General features: G+C 63.8%; 21 protein-coding genes and 1 pseudogene. 7 read left to right on the top strand and 15 right to left on the bottom strand.

All coding sequences use genetic code 11. The annotated features are described in order from the left end of the window. Positions 1 to 33: 33 nt before the first annotated feature. The 13 genes and pseudogenes from ACVJ5M_RS08815 to urtA form a co-directional block, all read right to left on the bottom strand. Positions 34 to 762: an urease accessory protein UreF gene (locus ACVJ5M_RS08815; RefSeq protein WP_084794959.1), complete on the bottom strand. Its 729-nt coding sequence runs from the start codon at positions 760 to 762 to the stop codon at positions 34 to 36. Further along, positions 743 to 1,363, bottom strand: coding sequence for an urease accessory protein UreE (locus ACVJ5M_RS08810; protein ID WP_063980980.1), 621 nt, complete (start codon positions 1,361 to 1,363; stop codon positions 743 to 745). Before ACVJ5M_RS08810 ends, ACVJ5M_RS08815 begins: the two co-directional genes overlap by 20 nt. Before the next feature lie 12 nt (positions 1,364 to 1,375). After that, a complete protein-coding gene (locus ACVJ5M_RS08805) occupies positions 1,376 to 1,675 on the bottom strand; it encodes a putative quinol monooxygenase (RefSeq protein WP_014498210.1) in 300 nt (99 codons plus the stop codon). 152 nt (positions 1,676 to 1,827) lie between these two features. Then, positions 1,828 to 3,543: an urease subunit alpha gene (gene ureC / locus ACVJ5M_RS08800; RefSeq protein WP_071916691.1), complete on the bottom strand. Its 1,716-nt coding sequence runs from the start codon at positions 3,541 to 3,543 to the stop codon at positions 1,828 to 1,830. Between the two features lie 34 nt (positions 3,544 to 3,577). Continuing rightward, the gene (locus tag ACVJ5M_RS08795) at positions 3,578 to 4,117 is read right to left on the bottom strand and encodes an HD domain-containing protein (protein WP_283017998.1); all 540 of its coding nucleotides are present in this window, start codon (positions 4,115 to 4,117) and stop codon (positions 3,578 to 3,580) included. Between the two features lie 4 nt (positions 4,118 to 4,121). Next, entirely contained in the window at positions 4,122 to 4,427 is a 306-nt protein-coding gene (locus ACVJ5M_RS08790; protein ID WP_283017997.1) for an urease subunit beta, read from the bottom strand. 10 nt (positions 4,428 to 4,437) lie between these two features. After that, entirely contained in the window at positions 4,438 to 4,740 is a 303-nt protein-coding gene (locus ACVJ5M_RS08785) for an urease subunit gamma (protein WP_007605424.1), read from the bottom strand. Positions 4,741 to 4,779: 39 nt separating this feature from the next. After that, positions 4,780 to 5,610 (bottom strand): urease accessory protein UreD, encoded by an 831-nt coding sequence (locus tag ACVJ5M_RS08780; protein WP_063980978.1) that lies wholly within the window; start codon positions 5,608 to 5,610, stop codon positions 4,780 to 4,782. A gap of 36 nt (positions 5,611 to 5,646) precedes the next feature. Next, positions 5,647 to 6,342, bottom strand: coding sequence for an urea ABC transporter ATP-binding subunit UrtE (gene urtE, locus ACVJ5M_RS08775; RefSeq protein WP_014498215.1), 696 nt, complete (start codon positions 6,340 to 6,342; stop codon positions 5,647 to 5,649). A gap of 3 nt (positions 6,343 to 6,345) precedes the next feature. Next, complete coding sequence (gene urtD, locus ACVJ5M_RS08770; protein WP_014498216.1) at positions 6,346 to 7,107, bottom strand: urea ABC transporter ATP-binding protein UrtD; 762 nt, start codon at positions 7,105 to 7,107, stop codon at positions 6,346 to 6,348. Positions 7,108 to 7,112: 5 nt separating this feature from the next. Further along, positions 7,113 to 8,279 carry an urea ABC transporter permease subunit UrtC gene (gene urtC, locus ACVJ5M_RS08765; RefSeq protein ID WP_063980977.1) on the bottom strand — a complete coding sequence of 389 codons (1,167 nt, stop codon included), beginning with the start codon at positions 8,277 to 8,279 and terminating at the stop codon, positions 7,113 to 7,115. After that, on the bottom strand, positions 8,276 to 9,883 hold the full coding sequence (urtB, locus tag ACVJ5M_RS08760; protein WP_063980976.1) for an urea ABC transporter permease subunit UrtB: 1,608 nt from the start codon (positions 9,881 to 9,883) through the stop codon (positions 8,276 to 8,278). Before urtB ends, urtC begins: the two co-directional genes overlap by 4 nt. An 82-nt stretch (positions 9,884 to 9,965) precedes the next feature. After that, a pseudogene (gene urtA / locus ACVJ5M_RS08755) lies at positions 9,966 to 11,289 on the bottom strand (urea ABC transporter substrate-binding protein). Between the two features lie 507 nt (positions 11,290 to 11,796). On the opposite strand from urtA, the gene ACVJ5M_RS08750 reads away from it, so the two are divergent. From ACVJ5M_RS08750 to ACVJ5M_RS08740, 3 genes are all read left to right on the top strand, one after another. Further along, complete coding sequence (locus tag ACVJ5M_RS08750) at positions 11,797 to 13,368, top strand: DEAD/DEAH box helicase (RefSeq protein WP_063980974.1); 1,572 nt, start codon at positions 11,797 to 11,799, stop codon at positions 13,366 to 13,368. Between the two features lie 23 nt (positions 13,369 to 13,391). Further along, the gene (gene infA / locus ACVJ5M_RS08745) at positions 13,392 to 13,679 is read left to right on the top strand and encodes a translation initiation factor IF-1 (RefSeq protein ID WP_008131890.1); all 288 of its coding nucleotides are present in this window, start codon (positions 13,392 to 13,394) and stop codon (positions 13,677 to 13,679) included. A gap of 267 nt (positions 13,680 to 13,946) precedes the next feature. Continuing rightward, positions 13,947 to 14,159, top strand: a complete 213-nt coding sequence (locus tag ACVJ5M_RS08740) for a cold-shock protein (protein ID WP_028148374.1) — start codon at positions 13,947 to 13,949, stop codon at positions 14,157 to 14,159. Positions 14,160 to 14,347: 188 nt separating this feature from the next. Here the strand turns inward: ACVJ5M_RS08740 and ACVJ5M_RS08735 are convergent, their stop codons facing one another. Both ACVJ5M_RS08735 and ACVJ5M_RS08730 read right to left on the bottom strand, forming a co-directional pair. Beyond that, entirely contained in the window at positions 14,348 to 14,845 is a 498-nt protein-coding gene (locus ACVJ5M_RS08735; protein WP_063980973.1) for a pilus assembly protein N-terminal domain-containing protein, read from the bottom strand. Between the two features lie 157 nt (positions 14,846 to 15,002). Next, the gene (locus ACVJ5M_RS08730; protein WP_063980972.1) at positions 15,003 to 15,830 is read right to left on the bottom strand and encodes a sterol desaturase family protein; all 828 of its coding nucleotides are present in this window, start codon (positions 15,828 to 15,830) and stop codon (positions 15,003 to 15,005) included. A gap of 269 nt (positions 15,831 to 16,099) precedes the next feature. Between ACVJ5M_RS08730 and ACVJ5M_RS08725 the strand changes: the two genes are divergently transcribed. From ACVJ5M_RS08725 to cpaB, 4 genes are all read left to right on the top strand, one after another. Next, positions 16,100 to 16,264 (top strand): Flp family type IVb pilin, encoded by a 165-nt coding sequence (locus tag ACVJ5M_RS08725; protein ID WP_014498224.1) that lies wholly within the window; start codon positions 16,100 to 16,102, stop codon positions 16,262 to 16,264. Positions 16,265 to 16,319: 55 nt separating this feature from the next. Beyond that, positions 16,320 to 16,481: a hypothetical protein gene (locus tag ACVJ5M_RS08720; RefSeq protein ID WP_354124360.1), complete on the top strand. Its 162-nt coding sequence runs from the start codon at positions 16,320 to 16,322 to the stop codon at positions 16,479 to 16,481. Between the two features lie 123 nt (positions 16,482 to 16,604). Then, positions 16,605 to 17,129, top strand: coding sequence for an A24 family peptidase (locus tag ACVJ5M_RS08715; RefSeq protein ID WP_014498226.1), 525 nt, complete (start codon positions 16,605 to 16,607; stop codon positions 17,127 to 17,129). Between the two features lie 126 nt (positions 17,130 to 17,255). Beyond that, a complete protein-coding gene (gene cpaB / locus ACVJ5M_RS08710) occupies positions 17,256 to 18,050 on the top strand; it encodes a Flp pilus assembly protein CpaB (RefSeq protein ID WP_063980971.1) in 795 nt (264 codons plus the stop codon). Positions 18,051 to 18,053 lie beyond the last annotated feature (3 nt).

Genomic DNA, 18,053 nt, shown 5'->3' with positions numbered 1-18,053 from the left:
CGCTCTCTCTCGATGGATTAAAGGCCGCACCGCTCACGAGCGAAACAGCCGCGTATATTGCGTCTCGTGCCGCAGGCTGGCGAGATCGGCGCGGAAGGTCGCGCTGCCGAGGTCATCCAAGTTCGCATTCAACGCACGATTGGCGGTCGCGGCAACGGCGGCTTCCAGCTTCACCAGCACCCGCTGGCTGTCGGTCTGGCCGAGCGGAATGAGGCGGCTCGCCGCCGAAATCCAGTTCGAGACCAGCGCATGCAGGAAGGCGTGCAGCGTCGGCGCCAGCGGCACGCCGTGCACCGCGGCAACCACGCCGACGGCGACAGGATAGATCAGTGCCGTGCGACATGCCGCCACCATGGCATTCAGCCCGTCGGCATCCCACGCGGCGCGGGAGATGTCGATGAAGGCGCGGCCCTGCGAGGTCGTCTCGAGCTGCCGCTCGCGCGACGGCACGAAGGCGGCGGCGAGCTCCGCGATATCGTTCAAGGTGGTGTCCTCGCCCAATTCAGTGGCGCGATAGGCGTGGACCAGGAACGTCGCATCGCAAAAGCCGGAACCATCGCCCAGCATGGCGTCGAGCCAGTCGGCCAGCGTCGCGGTGTCAGCGATGTCGCCCGCCTCGACCGCCCATTCGATGCCGCTGGAATAGGAGAAGCCGCCGACCGGAAAGGCTGGCGACAGCCACGTCATCAGCCGGTACAGCGCCGCCGCCTCGCGCTCGGCGAGGTCACCGGCACTCACCGGCTCATTTGTGGTCATGAGCATGCTTGTGGCCGTGGTGGTGGTCGGGGTGGTCGCAATGCTCGTCGTGGTGATGGTCGTGGCCATGGTCATGCGCGGCATGATCATGGTGGTCGTGGTGATCGTGACCATGATCATGGTGATGATGGTCGTGATCGTGATGCCCGTGATCATCGTGACCATGTGCGTGGCCGCCGTCGGCGTAAGCGCCGCCCTCGGGATCGAACGGCGCCTCGATCTCGATCACGCGCGCGCCGAGACCCTTCACCATGGCCTCGATGACATGGTCGCGGCGGATGCGCAGGCTCTTGGCCATGATCTGCGTCGGCAAATGGCGATTGCCGAGATGCCAGCCGACGCGAATGAGGTGGTGCGGATCGCGGCCGCGGATCTCCAGCAGCGGCTCGGGCGCCGCGACCACTTCGACCAGCCTGCCGTCCTCCAGCACCAACGCATCACCGCCGCGCAGTGCGACGGCATTCTCCAGGTCGAGCAGGAATTCGAGGCCCCGCGTCCCCGTCATCGCCATGCGGCGGCGGTGCCGGTCGTCGAAATCGAGCACCACCGTATCCGCCGGCGTCTCCGTGAAGCCGTGCTGTCCCTTAACCTGCGTCGCCCGGATCATGCTTTTACCCCGTTACCGTGTCTCGACCTTCTCGGGCGTGATCACTTCAATCTTCGGCGGCGCCGTAAAACACTTCACCGCGACGCGGCCGAACGTCTTCATGTGCTCCATGGCGCGATGCGGCACCAGCGCCTCGGCGCTCTCCCACTGCTCGACGAACACCATCTTGGCGGGATCGGTGACGCTCTCGTGCAAATCATAGGCGATGTTGCCGGGCTCCTTCCGCGTCTCCTTGATGCAGGCGGTGGCGGCCGCAATGAATTCGGCGCGCGTCTCGGGCTTGATGGTCAAGGTGGCAACGACGTAAATCACGAGAAATCCTCCCGGCTTTTCTTCTAAGGTAAGATACCGGGCGGGACCTTAGACCAGGCGGGGTCGAACGCAAAACCGGAAAAGCCGCCCCAGGACATGCAACAAGACATGCAATCGGGACATGCGCCGGGGACATGCATCCAGACGCTATTTCAGTACATGAAATATCGCTGCGCCATCGGCAGCACCTCGGCGGGCGCGCAGGTCAGCAGTTCGCCGTCGGCGCGCACCTCGTAGGTCTCGGGATCGACCTCGATATTGGGCGTGGCGTCGTTGTGGATCATGCTCTTCTTCGAGATCTTTCCGCGGGTGTTCTGCACCGCATAGAGCTTCTTGTCGATGCCGAGCTTTCGCGCGAGGCCGCCGGTGACCGCCGCCTTCGAGGTGAACACCACGGACGACGCGGTGCGCGCCTTGCCGAAGGCACCGAACATCGGCTGATAGTGCACCGGCTGCGGCGTCGGGATCGAGGCGTTGGGATCGCCCATGGGGGCGGCGACGATCGAGCCGCCCTTGATGATACAGTCCGGCTTGACGCCGAAGAAGGCCGGCGACCACAGCACGAGGTCGGCGAGCTTGCCCTTCTCGACCGATCCGATCAGCTTCGACACGCCGTGCGCGATCGCAGGATTGATCGTGTACTTGGCGATGTAGCGCTTGACGCGGAAGTTGTCGTTGTCCTTGCCTTTGTCCTGGTCGAGCGACCCGCGCTGCTTCTTCATCTTGTCCGCGGTCTGCCACGTCCGGATGATGACCTCGCCGAGTCGGCCCATGGCCTGCGAGTCCGAGGACATCATCGAGAGCGCGCCGAGATCGTGCAGGATATCCTCGGCCGCGATGGTCTCCTTGCGGATGCGGCTCTCCGCAAACGCGAGGTCTTCCGCGATCGAGGGATCGAGATGGTGGCACACCATCAGCATGTCCAGATGCTCGTCGATGGTGTTGCGGGTGAAGGGCCGCGTCGGGTTGGTCGAGGACGGCAGCACATTCTTCAGCCCCGCGACCTTGATGATGTCGGGGGCGTGACCGCCGCCGGCGCCCTCGGTGTGGAAGGCGTGGATGGTACGGCCCTTGAAGGCCTTGATCGTATCCTCGACGAAGCCGGATTCGTTCAGCGTGTCGGAATGCAGCATGACCTGGACGTCGTAATCGTCGGCCACCGACAGGCAGTTGTCGATCGCAGCCGGCGTGGTGCCCCAGTCCTCGTGCAGCTTCAGCGCGCAGGCGCCGCCCTTGATCATCTCGACCAGGGCGGCGGGCCGCGACGCGTTACCCTTGCCGGAGATGCCGAGATTGACCGGGAAGGCGTCGAACGACTGGATCATCCGCCCCATGTGCCACGGTCCCGGCGTGCAGGTGGTGGCGAACGTGCCGTGCGAGGGACCGGTGCCGCCGCCGAGCATCGAGGTGACGCCAGACATCAGCGCGTGCTCGATCTGCTGCGGACAGATGAAATGGATGTGGCTGTCGAAGCCGCCGGCGGTGAGGATTTTTCCTTCGCCCGCGATCACGTCGGTGCCGGGGCCGACGATGATGGTGACGCCCGGCTGGATGTCGGGATTACCAGCCTTGCCGATCGCCGAAATCATGCCGTCCTTGATCGCAACGTCGGCCTTCACGATGCCCCAGTGGTCGACGATCAGGGCATTGGTGATGACGGTGTCGGCCGCACCCTGCTTGTTGGTGACCTGCGACTGGCCCATGCCGTCGCGGATCACCTTGCCGCCGCCGAACTTCACCTCCTCGCCGTAGGTGGTGAAATCCTTCTCGACCTCGATGATGAGATCGGTGTCGGCCAACCGCACCTTGTCGCCGGTGGTCGGGCCGAACATGTCGGCATAGACGGAACGCTTTATTTTGACGGACATCACAAGCCCCGTTTGCGTTTGAATTTTTGGTTGTTCACAGCGAAGCCCTCGCTGCGCTTACGGCATCGTCGAATTTTGCATCGAGCCACGAATTGCCGCCACGGCATCCGGCGACGACCTGCTCAGCCCAGCCCGTGTAGTCGGCGAGATCGTCGCGCTCTTCGGCGGACGGGTCGGAATGAATGCGCGCGCCGATGTTGCTGATCTTGTCGGCGATCTTGATGAGTTTTGCTCCGGCAGATTTCTTCGGCGCATCGACGATCTGCCGGCGTCGCCGCTCTGGTTTGGGCAGGCTCATGTCGTCAGTGCATTCAACGACGAGAGAGGCGACGCGATCAGAGAATTTCTGTGCGAGCTCCTCGCGAGTGGTGTCGGTGTCCTCGATCACGTCGTGCAGCCACCCGGCCGCGACCAGCTCGGCATCCGCGCCATCGGTCGCCGTCGCCAGCAGGTTCGCGACCTCCGCGAGATGGGTGATGTAAGGCTCGTTCCCCCGCCCCTTGCGCGCCATGCCGTTGTGCCGGCGCGCGGCCAGCTCAGCAGCTTCGGAGACGAGGCGGACGGCGGGGAGCATGGACTCACAGCTTCCCCATCACGTCGCCGCGAAAACCGTAGATGGTCTTCTTGCCGGCCACGGCGACGAGCTGGACGTCGCGGGTCTGGCCGGGCTCGAAGCGGACGGCGGTGCCGGCGGCGATGTCGAGGCGCATGCCGCGGGCTTTCTTGCGGTCGAATTTCAGCGCCGGGTTGGTCTCGAAGAAATGGTAGTGCGAGCCGACCTGGATCGGGCGGTCGCCGGTGTTGGCCACCGTCAGCGTCACGGTCTTGCGGCCGGCATTGAGCTCGATCTCGCCTTCCTGGATGAAGAGTTCGCCGGGAATCATGCTCTCGCTCCTACCTGATCGGCTCGTGCACGGTGACGAGCTTGGTGCCGTCCGGAAAGGTCGCCTCGACCTGGATGTCGTGGATCATTTCGGGAATGCCCGGCATCACCTGGTCGCGGGTGAGAACCTGCGCGCCGGATTGCATCAGCTCGGCGACGGTACGGCCGTCGCGCGCGCCTTCGAGGATGAAGTCGGAGATGATCGCGATCGCCTCGGGATGGTTGAGCTTGACGCCGCGATCCAGCCGGCGGCGGGCGACGATCGCCGCCATCGAGATCAGGAGCTTGTCCTTTTCGCGGGGAGACAGGTTCATGCAGCATCTCTTCCGTTCAATGCATCAATTCAGCAGCCATCAACTCAGCCACAGCCGCGGCAGCGCCGCGCCGGTCCGCGCCAGCACCGCCATCATATCGGCGCGCAAGCGCGCGGCATCTTGGGCACAGAACCGCGCCATTGCAAAGCCATTCCAGGCGGAGATTCCGACCTCGCCGGCGAATGACTCCGAGGCCTCGCGGATACGCTCGATCAGCGGCTCGTCGCCGGGAACGATCAGCGCCGTGCCGATCGCGGCACCGCCCTTGGCCACCGCCGATCGCCCTAGTTTTGCACCGATATTGCCGTCGAGCCTGACGGTTTCGGCGAACACCAGCTTGCCACCACGACGCAGCCGCCAGCGATCAATGAACTCGCCCTGCTCCATCCGCTCGCCCATGGCGGTGCGGCCAAACACGACGATTTCGCAAAGCAGAAGCGAGGCGGCCTCGTCCAGCTCGATGTCGAAGCGACGATGGACCCGGGCACGATCGAACAGGATCGTCTCCTGGGGCAACCAGCCGAGGTGCGCGCCCGCGGCGACCTTCAAGGCGATATTGAGCTGCGCCGCCGCCCCGGGCGCACGATAGACCTTCTCGGCCGCAGCGGTGGTCAATGTCAGGCGCGAGCCCTGACCTGCCGCGATCTCGATGTCAAAACTGTCTCCGCCGGCAACGCCGCCAGCCGTGTTGACGAACACGCCGGAGAGCCCCTCGCCCTCCGGCGAGGGAAAGCGCACGCGCAGGGAGCCGGACTCATGCAAGACGCCCCGCCGCGTCACCCCATCGCGGGCATGGACGTCGAAGCGCACCGCGCCGCGGGCGCGGTTCGCCTCGAATACCGAAGATGTCGTCAAAGCGTCGCTGCGCATCCGTCTCCCCAGCCGGCCGCGGCAGAAATTTTCGGATTACAGCGCCATCTGGCGGCTGATTTCGGCCGGATCGAGATTGGATCGGTCGCAGGAGAATTTCACCGCGCCGCGATCCATCACCGCGAAACTGTCGCCGAGTTCGCAGGCAAAGTCGAGATATTGTTCGACCAGTACGATGGCGATGTTGCCGAGGTTACGCAGATACGAGATGGCGCGACCGATGTCCTTGATGATCGACGGCTGGATGCCTTCGGTCGGCTCGTCGAGCAGCAGCAATTTCGGCCGCATCACCAGCGCGCGGCCGATCGCGAGCTGCTGCTGTTGGCCGCCGGAGAGGTCGCCGCCGCGCCGGCCGAGCATCGATTGCAGCACCGGGAACAGCGAGAACACGTCGTCCGGAATGTGCCTGTCCTCGCGCTTGAGCGGACCGAAGCCGGTCTTGAGGTTCTCCTCGACCGTCAGCAGCGGAAATATCTCGCGGCCCTGCGGCACGAAGCCGATGCCCTTGCGCGCCCGCTCATAGGGCTTGAGGCCCGTGATGTCGCTGCCGTCGAGCACGATCGCGCCCGAAGAGATCGGGTACTGCCCGACCATGGCGCGCAGGAGCGAGGTCTTGCCGACGCCGTTGCGCCCGAGCACGCAGGTGACCTTGCCGGGCTCCGCGGCGATGGAGACGCCGCGCAGCGCCTGCGCCGCGCCGTAGAACAGGTTGATGTCCTTGACCTCAAGCATCGCTCAGCGCCCCAGATAGACTTCGATGACCCGCTCGTTGGACGAGACCTGGTCGATGGTTCCTTCCGCAAGCACGGTGCCTTCATGCAGGCAGGTGACCTTGACGCCGAGCTCGCGCACGAACGTCATGTCGTGCTCGACGACCATCACGGTGTGGGTCTTGTTGATTTCTTTCAGCAGCTCGGCGGTGAGATGGGTCTCGACGTCAGTCATGCCCGCGACGGGCTCGTCGACGAGCAGCAGCTTCGGATCCTGCGCCAGCAGCATGCCGATCTCGAGCCACTGCTTCTGACCGTGGCTGAGGCTGCCGGCGAGCCGGTTGCGGGCATCGGTGAGGCGGATCGTCTCCAGCACCTTGTCGATGCGCTCGGACTCCGCCCTGCTGCCGCGCCAGAACAGCGTGCCCTTGACGCTGTGGTCGACATTGAGCGCGAGCAGGAGGTTGTCCTGCACGGTCTGGCTCTCGAACACGGTCGGCTTCTGGAATTTGCGGCCGATGCCGAGCTCGGCGATGCGGGTCTCGTCCAGACGCGTCAAATCGGTGACGCCGTCGAACAGCACCGTGCCCTCGTCGGGCTTGGTCTTGCCGGTGATGATGTCCATCATCGTGGTCTTGCCGGCACCGTTCGGGCCGATGATGGCGCGCATCTCGCCGGGCGCGAGCGTCAGCGACAGATTGTTGATGGCGTGGAAGCCGTCGAACGAGACGTGCACGCCGTCGAGATAGAGCATCGCGGAGGTCGCGCGTGTATCCATCACGTTCATTGCGCCTACTCCGCCATCTTGGGTTCGGTGACGCCATCTTCGGCCGCGGCGCTCGCGCTGGCTGCGGTGCGTTTTTCTTTGGACGACTCCCACCAGGCATTGAAGGTGCCGACGATGCCCTTCGGCAGCAGCAGCGTCACCAGGATGAACAGCGCGCCCAGCATGAACAGCCAGTAGGGCGCGAGCATGCCCGAGGTGAAGAACGTTTTTGCATAGTTAACGACGACGGCGCCGAGTGCCGCGCCGATCAGCGTACCGCGCCCGCCGACCGCAACCCAGATCACCGCCTCGATCGAATTGCCGGGTGCGAATTCGCTCGGGTTGATGATGCCGACCTGGGGCACGTAGAGCGCACCGGCAACGCCGGCCATGCAGGCCGACAACGTGAACACGAACAGCTTGTAGGATTCGACGCGGTACCCGAGGAACCGGCTGCGCGATTCCGCGTCGCGAATTGCGATCAGAACCTTGCCGAGCTTGGAGGACACGACGGAGCGGCAGATCAGGAAGCTCAGGATGAGCGCCAGGCAGCTCAGCGCAAACAGCGCGGCACGGGTGCCCTCGGCCTGGACGTTGAAGCCGAGGATGTCCTTGAAGTCGGTCAGGCCGTTGTTGCCGCCGAAGCCGAAATCATTGCGGAAGAAGGCAAGCAGCAGCGCATAGGTCATCGCCTGCGTGATGATCGACAGGTACACGCCGGTGACGCGGGAGCGGAAGGCGAGCCAGCCGAAGCAGAAGGCGAGCAGGCCCGGCACGAACAGCACCATCAGCGCCGCAAACCAGAACATGTCGAAGCCGTACCAGTACCAGGGCAGCTTCGAATAGTTCAGGAACACCATGAAGTCGGGCAGGATCGGGTTGCCGTAGACGCCGCGGGTGCCGATCTGCCGCATCAGGTACATGCCCATCGCGTAGCCGCCGAGCGCGAAGAAGGCGCCGTGGCCGAGCGAGAGGATGCCGCAATAGCCCCAGATCAGATCGATCGAAAGCGCGAGGATCGCGTAGCAGACATATTTGCCCCAGAGCGCGACCAGATAGGTCGGCACCTGCAGGAACGAGCCCGCGGGCAGCAGCAGGTTTGAGAGCGGGATGAGGATGCCGCAGACCGCGACGATGGCGAGAAAGATCGTCGCGCCGCGGTCCAGCGATCGGGTCAGCATGTGAGGGGTCATGCTTCCACCGCACGGCCCTTGAGCGCGAACAGGCCGCGCGGCCGCTTTTGAATGAACAGGATGATGAGAACGAGGATCGCGATCTTGCCGAGCACGGCGCCGGCGACCGGCTCCAGGAACTTGTTGGCGATGCCGAGTGTGAAGGCGCCGACCAGCGTGCCCCAGAGATTGCCGACGCCGCCGAACACCACGACCATGAAGCTGTCGATGATGTAGCTCTGGCCGAGATTGGGGCTGACATTGTCGATCTGCGACAGCGCTACGCCTGCGATGCCGGCAATACCGGAGCCGAGACCGAAGGTCAGCGCGTCGACGCGCGAGGTGGCGATGCCCATCGAGGCCGCCATGCGGCGGTTCTGCGTCACCGCGCGCATCTCGAGGCCGAGCGCGGTGTAGCGCAGCATCGCGAGCAGGATCGCGAACACCGCGAGCGTGAAGACGAGGATCCAGAGCCGGTTGTAGGTGATGGTGATCTGGCCGAGCTCGAACGCGCCGCTCATCCAGGAGGGATTGCCGACCTCGCGGTTGGTCGGGCCGAACATGGTGCGCACCGCCTGCTGCAGCACCAGCGACAGGCCCCAGGTTGCCAGCAGCGTCTCCAGCGGACGGCCATAGAGGAAACGGATGATGCTGCGCTCGATCAGCACGCCGATGCCGCCGGCGACGAGGAAGGCGAGCGGCACGGCGATCAGCAAGGAATAGTCGAACAGGCTGGGATAGCGGGTGCGGATCACCTCCTGCACCACGAAGGTGGTGTAGGCGCCGATCATCACCATCTCGCCATGCGCCATGTTGATGACGCCCATCACGCCGAAGGTGATGGCGAGGCCGATCGCGGCGAGCAGCAGCACCGAACCGAGTGAGAGGCCGTACCAGGCATTCTGCACCGTGGACCAGACCGCGAGCGAAGACTGGATCGAGCTGATTGCGCTCGCAGCGGCCTTGGTCACCGAGGCCGGCTGATCGCCCATGCCTGTCAGCAGCGCCATCGCCTCCTGGTCGCCGCGCGCCTTGAGGGTCGCGACCGCCTCGAGCTTCTCGACCTCGGTGGCATCGGACTTGAACAGCAGGATCGCGGCGCGGGCATCGCCGAGTGCGGCCTTGACCGATTTGCTGGTTTCCTTGGCGAGCGCGGCATCGACCGGCTCGAGCGCGGTCTCCTCGTGCGACTTGAAGACGGATTGCGCCGCCTGGAGGCGCGTTCCGACATCCGGCGACTGGAGCGTCAGGCTGCCGATCGCAGCGTCGACGCTGCGGCGCAGGCGGTTGTTGAGGCGCACCGCGCTGGCGCTGTCGGGAACGCTGGCGACGGGCTCGCCGGTCGCAGCATCGATCGACTTGCCGTCGGCACCGGTGACGTAAACCTTCTTGCTATCAGGGTCGGCCATGAGGCGACCGTCCTGGAGCGCGCTGATGATGGGGAAAGCCAGCTTGTTGCCGCTGCTCGCGACCACGCCGATCGCCTCATCGGTGTCGGAGAAATCGTCATTGGCGAATTTGGCGACCGCATCCTCGAACGGACCGGCAAAGGCCGGCAGTGCGAACGCGATCAGGAACAACGAGAGGACGAAGGTACAGAGACGAGCGGACAAATTGGTTGGCACTTTGAATCACCCCGGCAGAAGTGGGGAGAAGGCGGCGGAATAGCCGCCTCCTCCCGTCGTGCAATGAACCGACAGATCGGGATCAGGAGCCCGAGCCGAGGCACTTGTTGGTCTTGGTGTTGAAGTTGCCGCACTTCTTGCCGACCCAGTCGCCGACCAGGTCCTTGGAGCCATCGAGCTCCTTCGACCAGGCGTCGCCTGCGACAAGACCCGGGGTCTTCCACACCACGTCGAACTGGCCGTTGGCTTTGATTTCGCCAATGAACACCGGCTTGGTGATGTGATGGTTCGGAAGCATCTTGGAGGTGCCGCCGGTCAGGTTCTTGGCTTCGATGCCGGGCAGCGCGTCGATCACCTTGTCCGGATCGGTCGACTTCACCTTCTCGACCGCCTTGACCCACATGTCGAAACCGATGACGTGCGCTTCCATCGGATCGTTGGTCACGCGCTTCGGGTTCTTGGTGTAGGTCTGCCAGGCCTTGATGAACTTCTCGTTCTCGGGCGACTTGATCGACTGGAAGTAGTTCCAGGCGGCGAGATGACCGAGCAGCGGCTTGGTGTCGATGCCGGCGAGCTCTTCCTCACCCACCGAGAACGCGACCACCGGGATGTCCTTGGCCTTGATGCCCTGGTTGCCGAGCTCCTTGTAGAAGGGAACGTTGGCGTCGCCGTTGATGGTCGAAACCACCGCGGTCTTCTTGCCGGCCGAGCCGAACTTCTTGATGTCGGCCACGATCGTCTGCCAGTCGGAATGACCGAACGGCGTGTAGTTGATCATGATGTCTTCCTGGGCGACACCCTTCGACTTCAGGTAGGCCTCCAGGATCTTGTTGGTGGTGCGCGGATAGACGTAGTCGGTGCCCGCGAGCACCCAGCGCTTCACCTTCTCGTCCTTCATCAGATAGTCGACGGCGGGGATCGCCTGCTGGTTCGGCGCAGCACCCGTGTAGAACACGTTGCGCTCGCTCTCCTCGCCCTCGTACTGCACGGGGTAGAACAGGATGCTGTTCAGCTCCTTGAAGACCGGGAGCACGGACTTGCGCGACACCGAGGTCCAGCAGCCGAACACGACCGCGACCTTGTCCTTGGTGATCAGCTCGCGCGCCTTTTCAGCGAACAGCGGCCAGTTCGAGGCAGGATCGACCACGACGGCTTCGAGCTTCTTGCCGTTGACGCCGCCCTTCTTGTTCTGCTCGTCGATGAGGAAGAGGATGGTGTCCTTCAGCGTGGTTTCGCTGATGGCCATGGTGCCGGAGAGAGAATGAAGAGACGCCGACCTTGATGGTGTCGTCCGCGGCCTTGGCGCCAGTCAATGAAGCCAGACCCATCATCAGTCCGGCGGTCGCGGCGAGAACGCCACGGCGGCTAAATGACGCCGCTATATCGTGAGTGGATTTGTTAAGCATGGATGTATCATCTCCCTGACGCAGACGTGAAAAAGACGCTGCGAAACGGCCCCACGGCCGCCTGCGATTAATGGAATCGCAAGAACCATGCCATGGGCTGGGCACATGCCAACCTATTGGTCAGATTATATAATTTCGCTGCAATCCAACTTTCGCCGCAGTCCGATTGCCCAAATCTTGGGCGAATAAAATGTATGCCAATGCGGCAGACAGGTTATTTTTTAAGCAAAACAATAACCCTGTCTAAATTTCCGGCATAACTATTTCTGCACTGCAATCACGGTTTGAGGCCGCGTTGCCTTGAAACCGCCCCCTGAATGTTCCATATGGAGGTTCGAGACCTCTTGCGAATCAAGGGGTCGTAGCGAGCCGCGTGTTCTTAAGCCCTTTCCGGGCCTCTGGCTTGCCCCATCCCATCAAGCCATCCGACACCCCAAACACGCAGGTGTCCATTCGACACCCTTATTGCGCGTGCCCCGCTGATTGCGCCGGGCGCTCGCTTTCGACATGGAAAGAACCCATCTTTTGACTTCCTTTCAGGACTTCGGCCTTGCCGAACCCATCGCGCGTGCTCTCGCCGAAGAGAATTACGTCACCCCCACCCCCATCCAGGCCCAGACGATTCCCACGGCACTGACCGGCCGCGACGTCGTCGGCATCGCCCAGACCGGCACCGGCAAGACCGCGTCCTTCGCGCTGCCGATCCTGCACCGCCTGCTCGAGAACCGCATCAAGCCGCAGCCGAAGACCTGCCGCGTGCTGGTGCTCTCGCCCACCCGCGAGCTGTCCGGCCAGATCCTCGACAGTTTCAACGCCTACGGCCGCCACATCCGGCTGTCCTCGACGCTCGCCATCGGCGGCGTGCCGATGGGCCGCCAGGTTCGCGCGCTGATGCCTGGCCTCGAGGTCTTGGTGGCGACCCCCGGCCGGCTGCTCGACCTCGTACAGAGCAACGGGCTGAAGCTTGGAAGCGTCGAATTCCTCGTGCTCGACGAGGCCGACCGCATGCTCGACATGGGCTTCATCAACGACATCCGTAAAATCGTCGCCAAGCTGCCGATCAAGCGGCAGACGCTGTTCTTCTCGGCCACCATGCCGAAGGATATAGCCGAGCTCGCCGACGCGATGCTGCGGGACCCCGCCCGCGTTGCGGTCACCCCGGTGTCCTCGACCGCCGAGCGGATCAACCAGCGCATCATCCAGGTCGATTTCTCCGCCAAGCCCGCCTTCCTGACCAAGCTCCTGAAGGACGAGCCGGTCAATCGCGCGCTGGTCTTCACCCGCACCAAGCATGGTGCCGACAAGGTCGTGAAGACGCTTGAGAAGGCTGGCATCGCCGCCAGCGCCATCCATGGCAACAAGTCGCAGAACCATCGCGAGCGGACGCTCGCCCAGTTCCGTTCGGGCGAGATCCGCACCCTGGTCGCCACCGACATCGCCGCCCGCGGTATCGATGTCGACGGCATCAGCCACGTCATCAATTTCGACCTGCCGAACGTGCCGGAGACCTATGTGCACCGCATCGGCCGCACCGCGCGCGCCGGCGCCGACGGCACCGCGATCTCGCTGGTCGCCGGCGGCGAGGAACTCAGCTATCTCCGCGACATCGAGCGGCTGATCAAGGTAACGCTATCGCGTGAGGATCACCGCACCGATGCCGGGCGCCGCGATGCGGGTCCGCCCCCGCCGCAGCAACGACAGGGCCGGCCGGGCCGCCCGGGCCAGCGTCCGCAAGGCGCAAGGCATGGTGAGGGACGTCACACTGACGGACGACGCACCGACGAAAGGCATGCCGACGGACGCCACCATAGCGCCGCCAAGCATGGCGACGGAAGGCCCGGCGAAGGTCGGCACGGTGACGGAAGGCATGTTGACGGACGTCCCGGTGGTAGCCAGAAGGTCTCGAAGGGGTCTCGCCGCCAACGGTCCGGTGGTAAGACGCATTCTTCCCCAACCGAGCGCCCGGAACAGCGTTCCGCGCATAGCGCCGGCAAGCCCGATGGGATACAAGGCGTGGCCTTTTTACGCCGCGAGAGTCGGCCGATGGGCCAACCGACCCGCAAACCCTATTCGCACTAGCCGTCCACGACCTGGAGAAATTCATGGCTAAGGAAGAGCTGATCCAGTTCGAAGGACTGGTCACCGAAATCCTCCCCGACGCGCGCTACCGCGTGCAGCTCGACGCCGGGCACGAGATCGTCGCCTACACCGCCGGCAAGATGAAGAAGAACCGCATCAAGACGCTGGCGGGTGACCGCGTGACCGTGGAAATGTCGCCCTACGACCTCGAGAAGGGCCGGCTGATTTTCCGCCACAAGGACGAACGTCCGAGTGGCGTGGGCGGGCCTCCCCGTCCCGGACAGCGCGGTGGCCAGTTCCGCCGCCGTTGATCCGCTTCCGGCATCTCGGCTGCGAAAGTAAAATTCTGACCTGTATGCTGATCCGCCGTGTCGATCGCGGCGGATCAAAAAATCGTGCACGTCAGGATTGTTTTGGTGCCTTAATTCCAATAAAATCACTCATCGATTTTCGGCCGGACGACATTGGCATCCACCGGTACAGCCGGTTCAGACACGCTGACGACCCTTCCAGAAACTCGATCTAACCCGCCTGCGAAAGTAGGCTTCGACACTGCACATCTGAGAAGGAACTACCCCGTGAGCATGGGAACCGTGAAGTGGTTTAACGCGACCAAGGGCTTTGGCTTCATCCAGCCCGACGATGGCGGCCAGGACGTCTTCGTACACATCAGCGCCGTCGAGCGCGCCGGTCTCGGCACGCTGCGTGAAGGTCAGAAGGTCTCTTACGAGATCGTGGCCGACCGTCGTTCCGGCAAGTCGGCAGCGGACAACCTCCGCGCCGCCGGTTGAGCCCACGGGCCTTTGGCCCGGACGGCTCTAGCGAGCAAGCAAAAGGAAAAGGCCGTGCGCAACGCACGGCCTTTTTTTTATGTCCGAAAGAGCGGATGGACTCAGCAGATCGTACCGGCCGCATCCGCGCTGTCGTGGACGCTGGACAACGCGTCGGTCTTGCCAGTTCGTCTTGCGAGCTCGTCTTGCTAGTTCGTTTTGGCGGCCGCGCCGGCATTGCCGCTGGCGTTGTTGCTCAACGAACCGGCCTGGCTCATCGTGTTGTTGAAATAGTTGTCGCTGTCGCCGAGCGTCACGCGGCGCTGGCACAGCGGCATGCAGCTGTAGGACTCGCGCTCGACCCCGCGATAGACGGTGACGAGCCGGTCGCTCGGACCTTCGACCTGGATCTGACGGTCGACCAGGATCTCACCGCCCCGATCAAGTGCGATGAAATTGGTGGCACCATAGCCCTTCCCGGTCACGACGATCATGCCGCCGGGCTGGAGCGTGACGTCGGCGATCAGGGGATTGCCGACCACGATGGTCGCCACCTTGCCGGGCAGCCGGACCAGCTTGGCCTGGTCGACATTGACGGCGATGGTGTCGGCGGTCGCCTCGGCAAGGCTGGCGGCCGGCGATGCCAGCACCGCAGCCGCAACCAGAAGACAAACGCGCGCATGACGGCGCAGCAACTCTTTACGCATACTCTTACCCCCGGGACGTCACAAACCGGCAGAAGCGATTCGATACACAGCGGAGCCGGTGCCCGACCCGGCTAACCTGCCCTTAATTCGTGAACGTTCCGCAAACTCGCCGACTATTGTTTGAACGGACTGGCGCTTTGCTGCCTCGGAAGATCCCTTACTGGCGGAACGGATAGGCGAGCTGGCCCCCGATCTCCTTCGGCATGGTCGCTTCGTCCTTGCCGTAGTCCTGCGGCAGTTTCCCCTCCGGCATGCGGAAGGTGCCGAACAGCACGTCCCAGATCGGAAACGTCCCGGCAAAATTGGTGTCACCGCCCTCTTCGAGCGCGGTGTGGTGCCAGCGGTGGAACACCGGCGTCGCCAGCACATATTTGAACGGCCCGAAGGTCCAGTTCAGGTTGGCGTGCACGAACGCCGAATGGAAGGTAGTGAACGGACCGAGCCAGATCATGACGTTCGGGGAGATGCCGGCCATCAGCAGCACGACGTCGACGCCGATCGTCCCGAGCATGAGATTGACGGGATGGAAGCGGGCTGCGGAAATCCACCCGATCTCCTCCGACGAATGATGGATGGCGTGGTACTTCCAGAATCCGCCGTCGTGGAACAGCCGGTGCAGCCAGTACAGCATGAAGTCAGACAGCACCAGGAACAGTATGGCCTGTACCCACAGCGGCAACTGCGCCAGCGGGCCATGGCCATTGTCGTAGAAGGCGATCAGGTCGTCGGCGTCGTGGATGTTGAAGATGGCGCCGGCACCGACGATCAGGAGTCCGATCCGCATGGTGCGGGCGAACACCGGAACGAAGAACCAGTAGCAGATGTCGGTGAGGATCTCGCGCTTGCGCCACCACGGCGCGCCGGGATTGCAGGCCCAGAAATGCTCGAGCACGGTGAAGACCGCCGCGAGCACGAAGGTGACGGGGACCATCTTCTGGATGGTCTCGCCGAGCATCAAGGCGACTTGCATGGGCAGGCTCGACATCGTCGCCTCTCTTCCAAACTTCTGATCCCGCTTAGGCCTACTCCCCGAAATTTAAGGGAGGGTGAAGTCCACGGCGCGCTTGGGGCGCATTTGGAACAGGAAGAATTTCGATTGCATCCTTAAGGCCAAATTCACTCTGGGCAAAAGCATCGGGCTGGAAGCGGGTTTGCCCGATCGAATTAACTCTACCGAAAGAGCTCGGATCTCATGTTTATCGCGTCAAGCACAGCGCCGAACGAGGCGATCACACCCCAGACGGAGTTTAGTTCATGAAGAACCTGATTGCGCGTTTCGCGAAGGATGAATCCGGCGCCACCGCCATCGAATACGGCCTGATTGCCGCCGGCATCGCACTGGCCATCATCACCGTCGTCAACAACCTCGGCAGCTCGCTGAACACCAAGTTCGGCTCGATCAGCTCCTCGCTGAAGTAAGCGACCGACCAACGACGGCAAAAGCCCCGGACTTCCGGGGCCTTTGTTTTTCTGAATGCGGCGAGTTCCAGTGGCGTTGCGCGAGTACAGAACGAAAGCCGCGGTTGCGGCGAGCGAGGCGGAGGCGGCCGAGACCTCTTCGCCAGCGTACTGGGTTTGCCTTGCGCTGCTGCTCGCGACGGCCGTCCTCGCCGCGCGCATTGCCAGCATCTGGTGAGTGCGCCTCCGGCAGGTCCCTGCTCGCAGCGCCGCTGCCGCCGTTGTCGGTTTGTTTAGCACTGCCGGCTAGCATGCGGCGACACCCCGATCCCGCGATGAACCCAAGCTCAAGACGCCGCCCATGATCCTCGACCTTGCGCGCCTTCTGCTCTTCCCGGCCCTGATGGCCTTCGCCGCCGCGAGCGATCTCTTCACGATGACCATCTCGAACCGCGTGTCGCTGGCGCTGATCGCGGGCTTCTTCGTGCTCGCGTTCGCTGGTGGCATGGCACCTTACGAGATGCTGAGCCATGTCGGCGCCGGCGCACTGCTCCTCGTCGTGGCCTTCGGCTGCTTTGCGATGGGCTGGATGGGCGGCGGCGACGCCAAGGTCGCGGCTTCGGTCGCGCTCTGGTTCGGCTTCGCGCAATTGATGGATTTCCTGCTCTACGCCTCGCTGTTCGGCGGAGCGCTGACGCTGCTCCTGCTCCAGTTCCGGCAATGGCCATTGCCTTACGGGCTGGCGGGCCAGGCCTGGCTGGCGCGGCTGCACGACAAGGAGAGCGGCATTCCTTACGGCATCGCGCTCACGCTCGGCGCGCTGATGGTCTATCCGGAGACCGAATGGGTGAAGGCGATCGACCTCGCTCACCTCGCACTGCGCTGAACCCACCGGGTAAGCCGGCGTTAAGCCGATTTAGATACGCCTCATTAACCATGCTTTGACGAATAGCTGGTCAACTGCCGATTACGGCGGCGGCTGCGTCGCGGCGTTTTGTGGAAAGTGAAGCGTATGAATAGGGCACGCATTGTCGTCCTGACGGTCGCCATCTGCGCCGGCGGTGTCGCCGCGTACCTGGCGAGCGGCTCGGACTCTGCGCCGCCACCGGCGGCTCCGGTCGCACAGCTTCCGACCGTCGACGTCCTGGTCGCCAAGAACGACATCGGCCTCGGCCAGACCGTGAAGCCGGAAGACGTGCAATGGCAGACTTGGCCGGCTGCGACCGCGAGCTCCACCTTCATCCGCCGCAACGAGCGCCCCGAGGGCGCAACCCAGGTCATCGGCTCGATCGCCCGCGCGCCCTTCATCCAGGGTGAGCCGATCCGCGACCAGAAGCTGGTCAGGGCCGAAGGCTCCGGCTTCATGGCGGCGATCCTGCCGACCGGCATGCGCGCGATCTCGACCGAGATCTCGCCGGAGACCGGCGCGGGCGGCTTCATCCTGCCCAACGACCGCGTCGACGTGCTTCTGACGCGCCGCCTCAAGAACGCCGACCAGGGCGCCGGCGCCCAGGACATCGTCACGTCCGAGATCATCCTGGCCAACGTCCGCGTGCTGGCCATCGACCAGGCGCCGAAGGAAAAGGACGGCCAGAACGCCGTGGTGGGCAAGACCGTCACGCTCGAGCTCAATCCCGCGCAGACGGCGACGCTCTCCGCGGCCCGGCAGAGCGGCACGCTGTCGCTCGCGCTGCGCAGCATCGCCGACGTCAAGATGAGCGAGATCACGCTCGATGATTCCGCGAAGCGCGATGGCGTTTCGATCATTCGCTACGGCATCCCAAGCGCGACGGCGAAGGCACGATGAGGA

This window comes from Bradyrhizobium sp. S3.7.6 (assembly GCF_054061875.1).
This window is presented reverse-complemented; position numbering and strand designations above follow the sequence as displayed.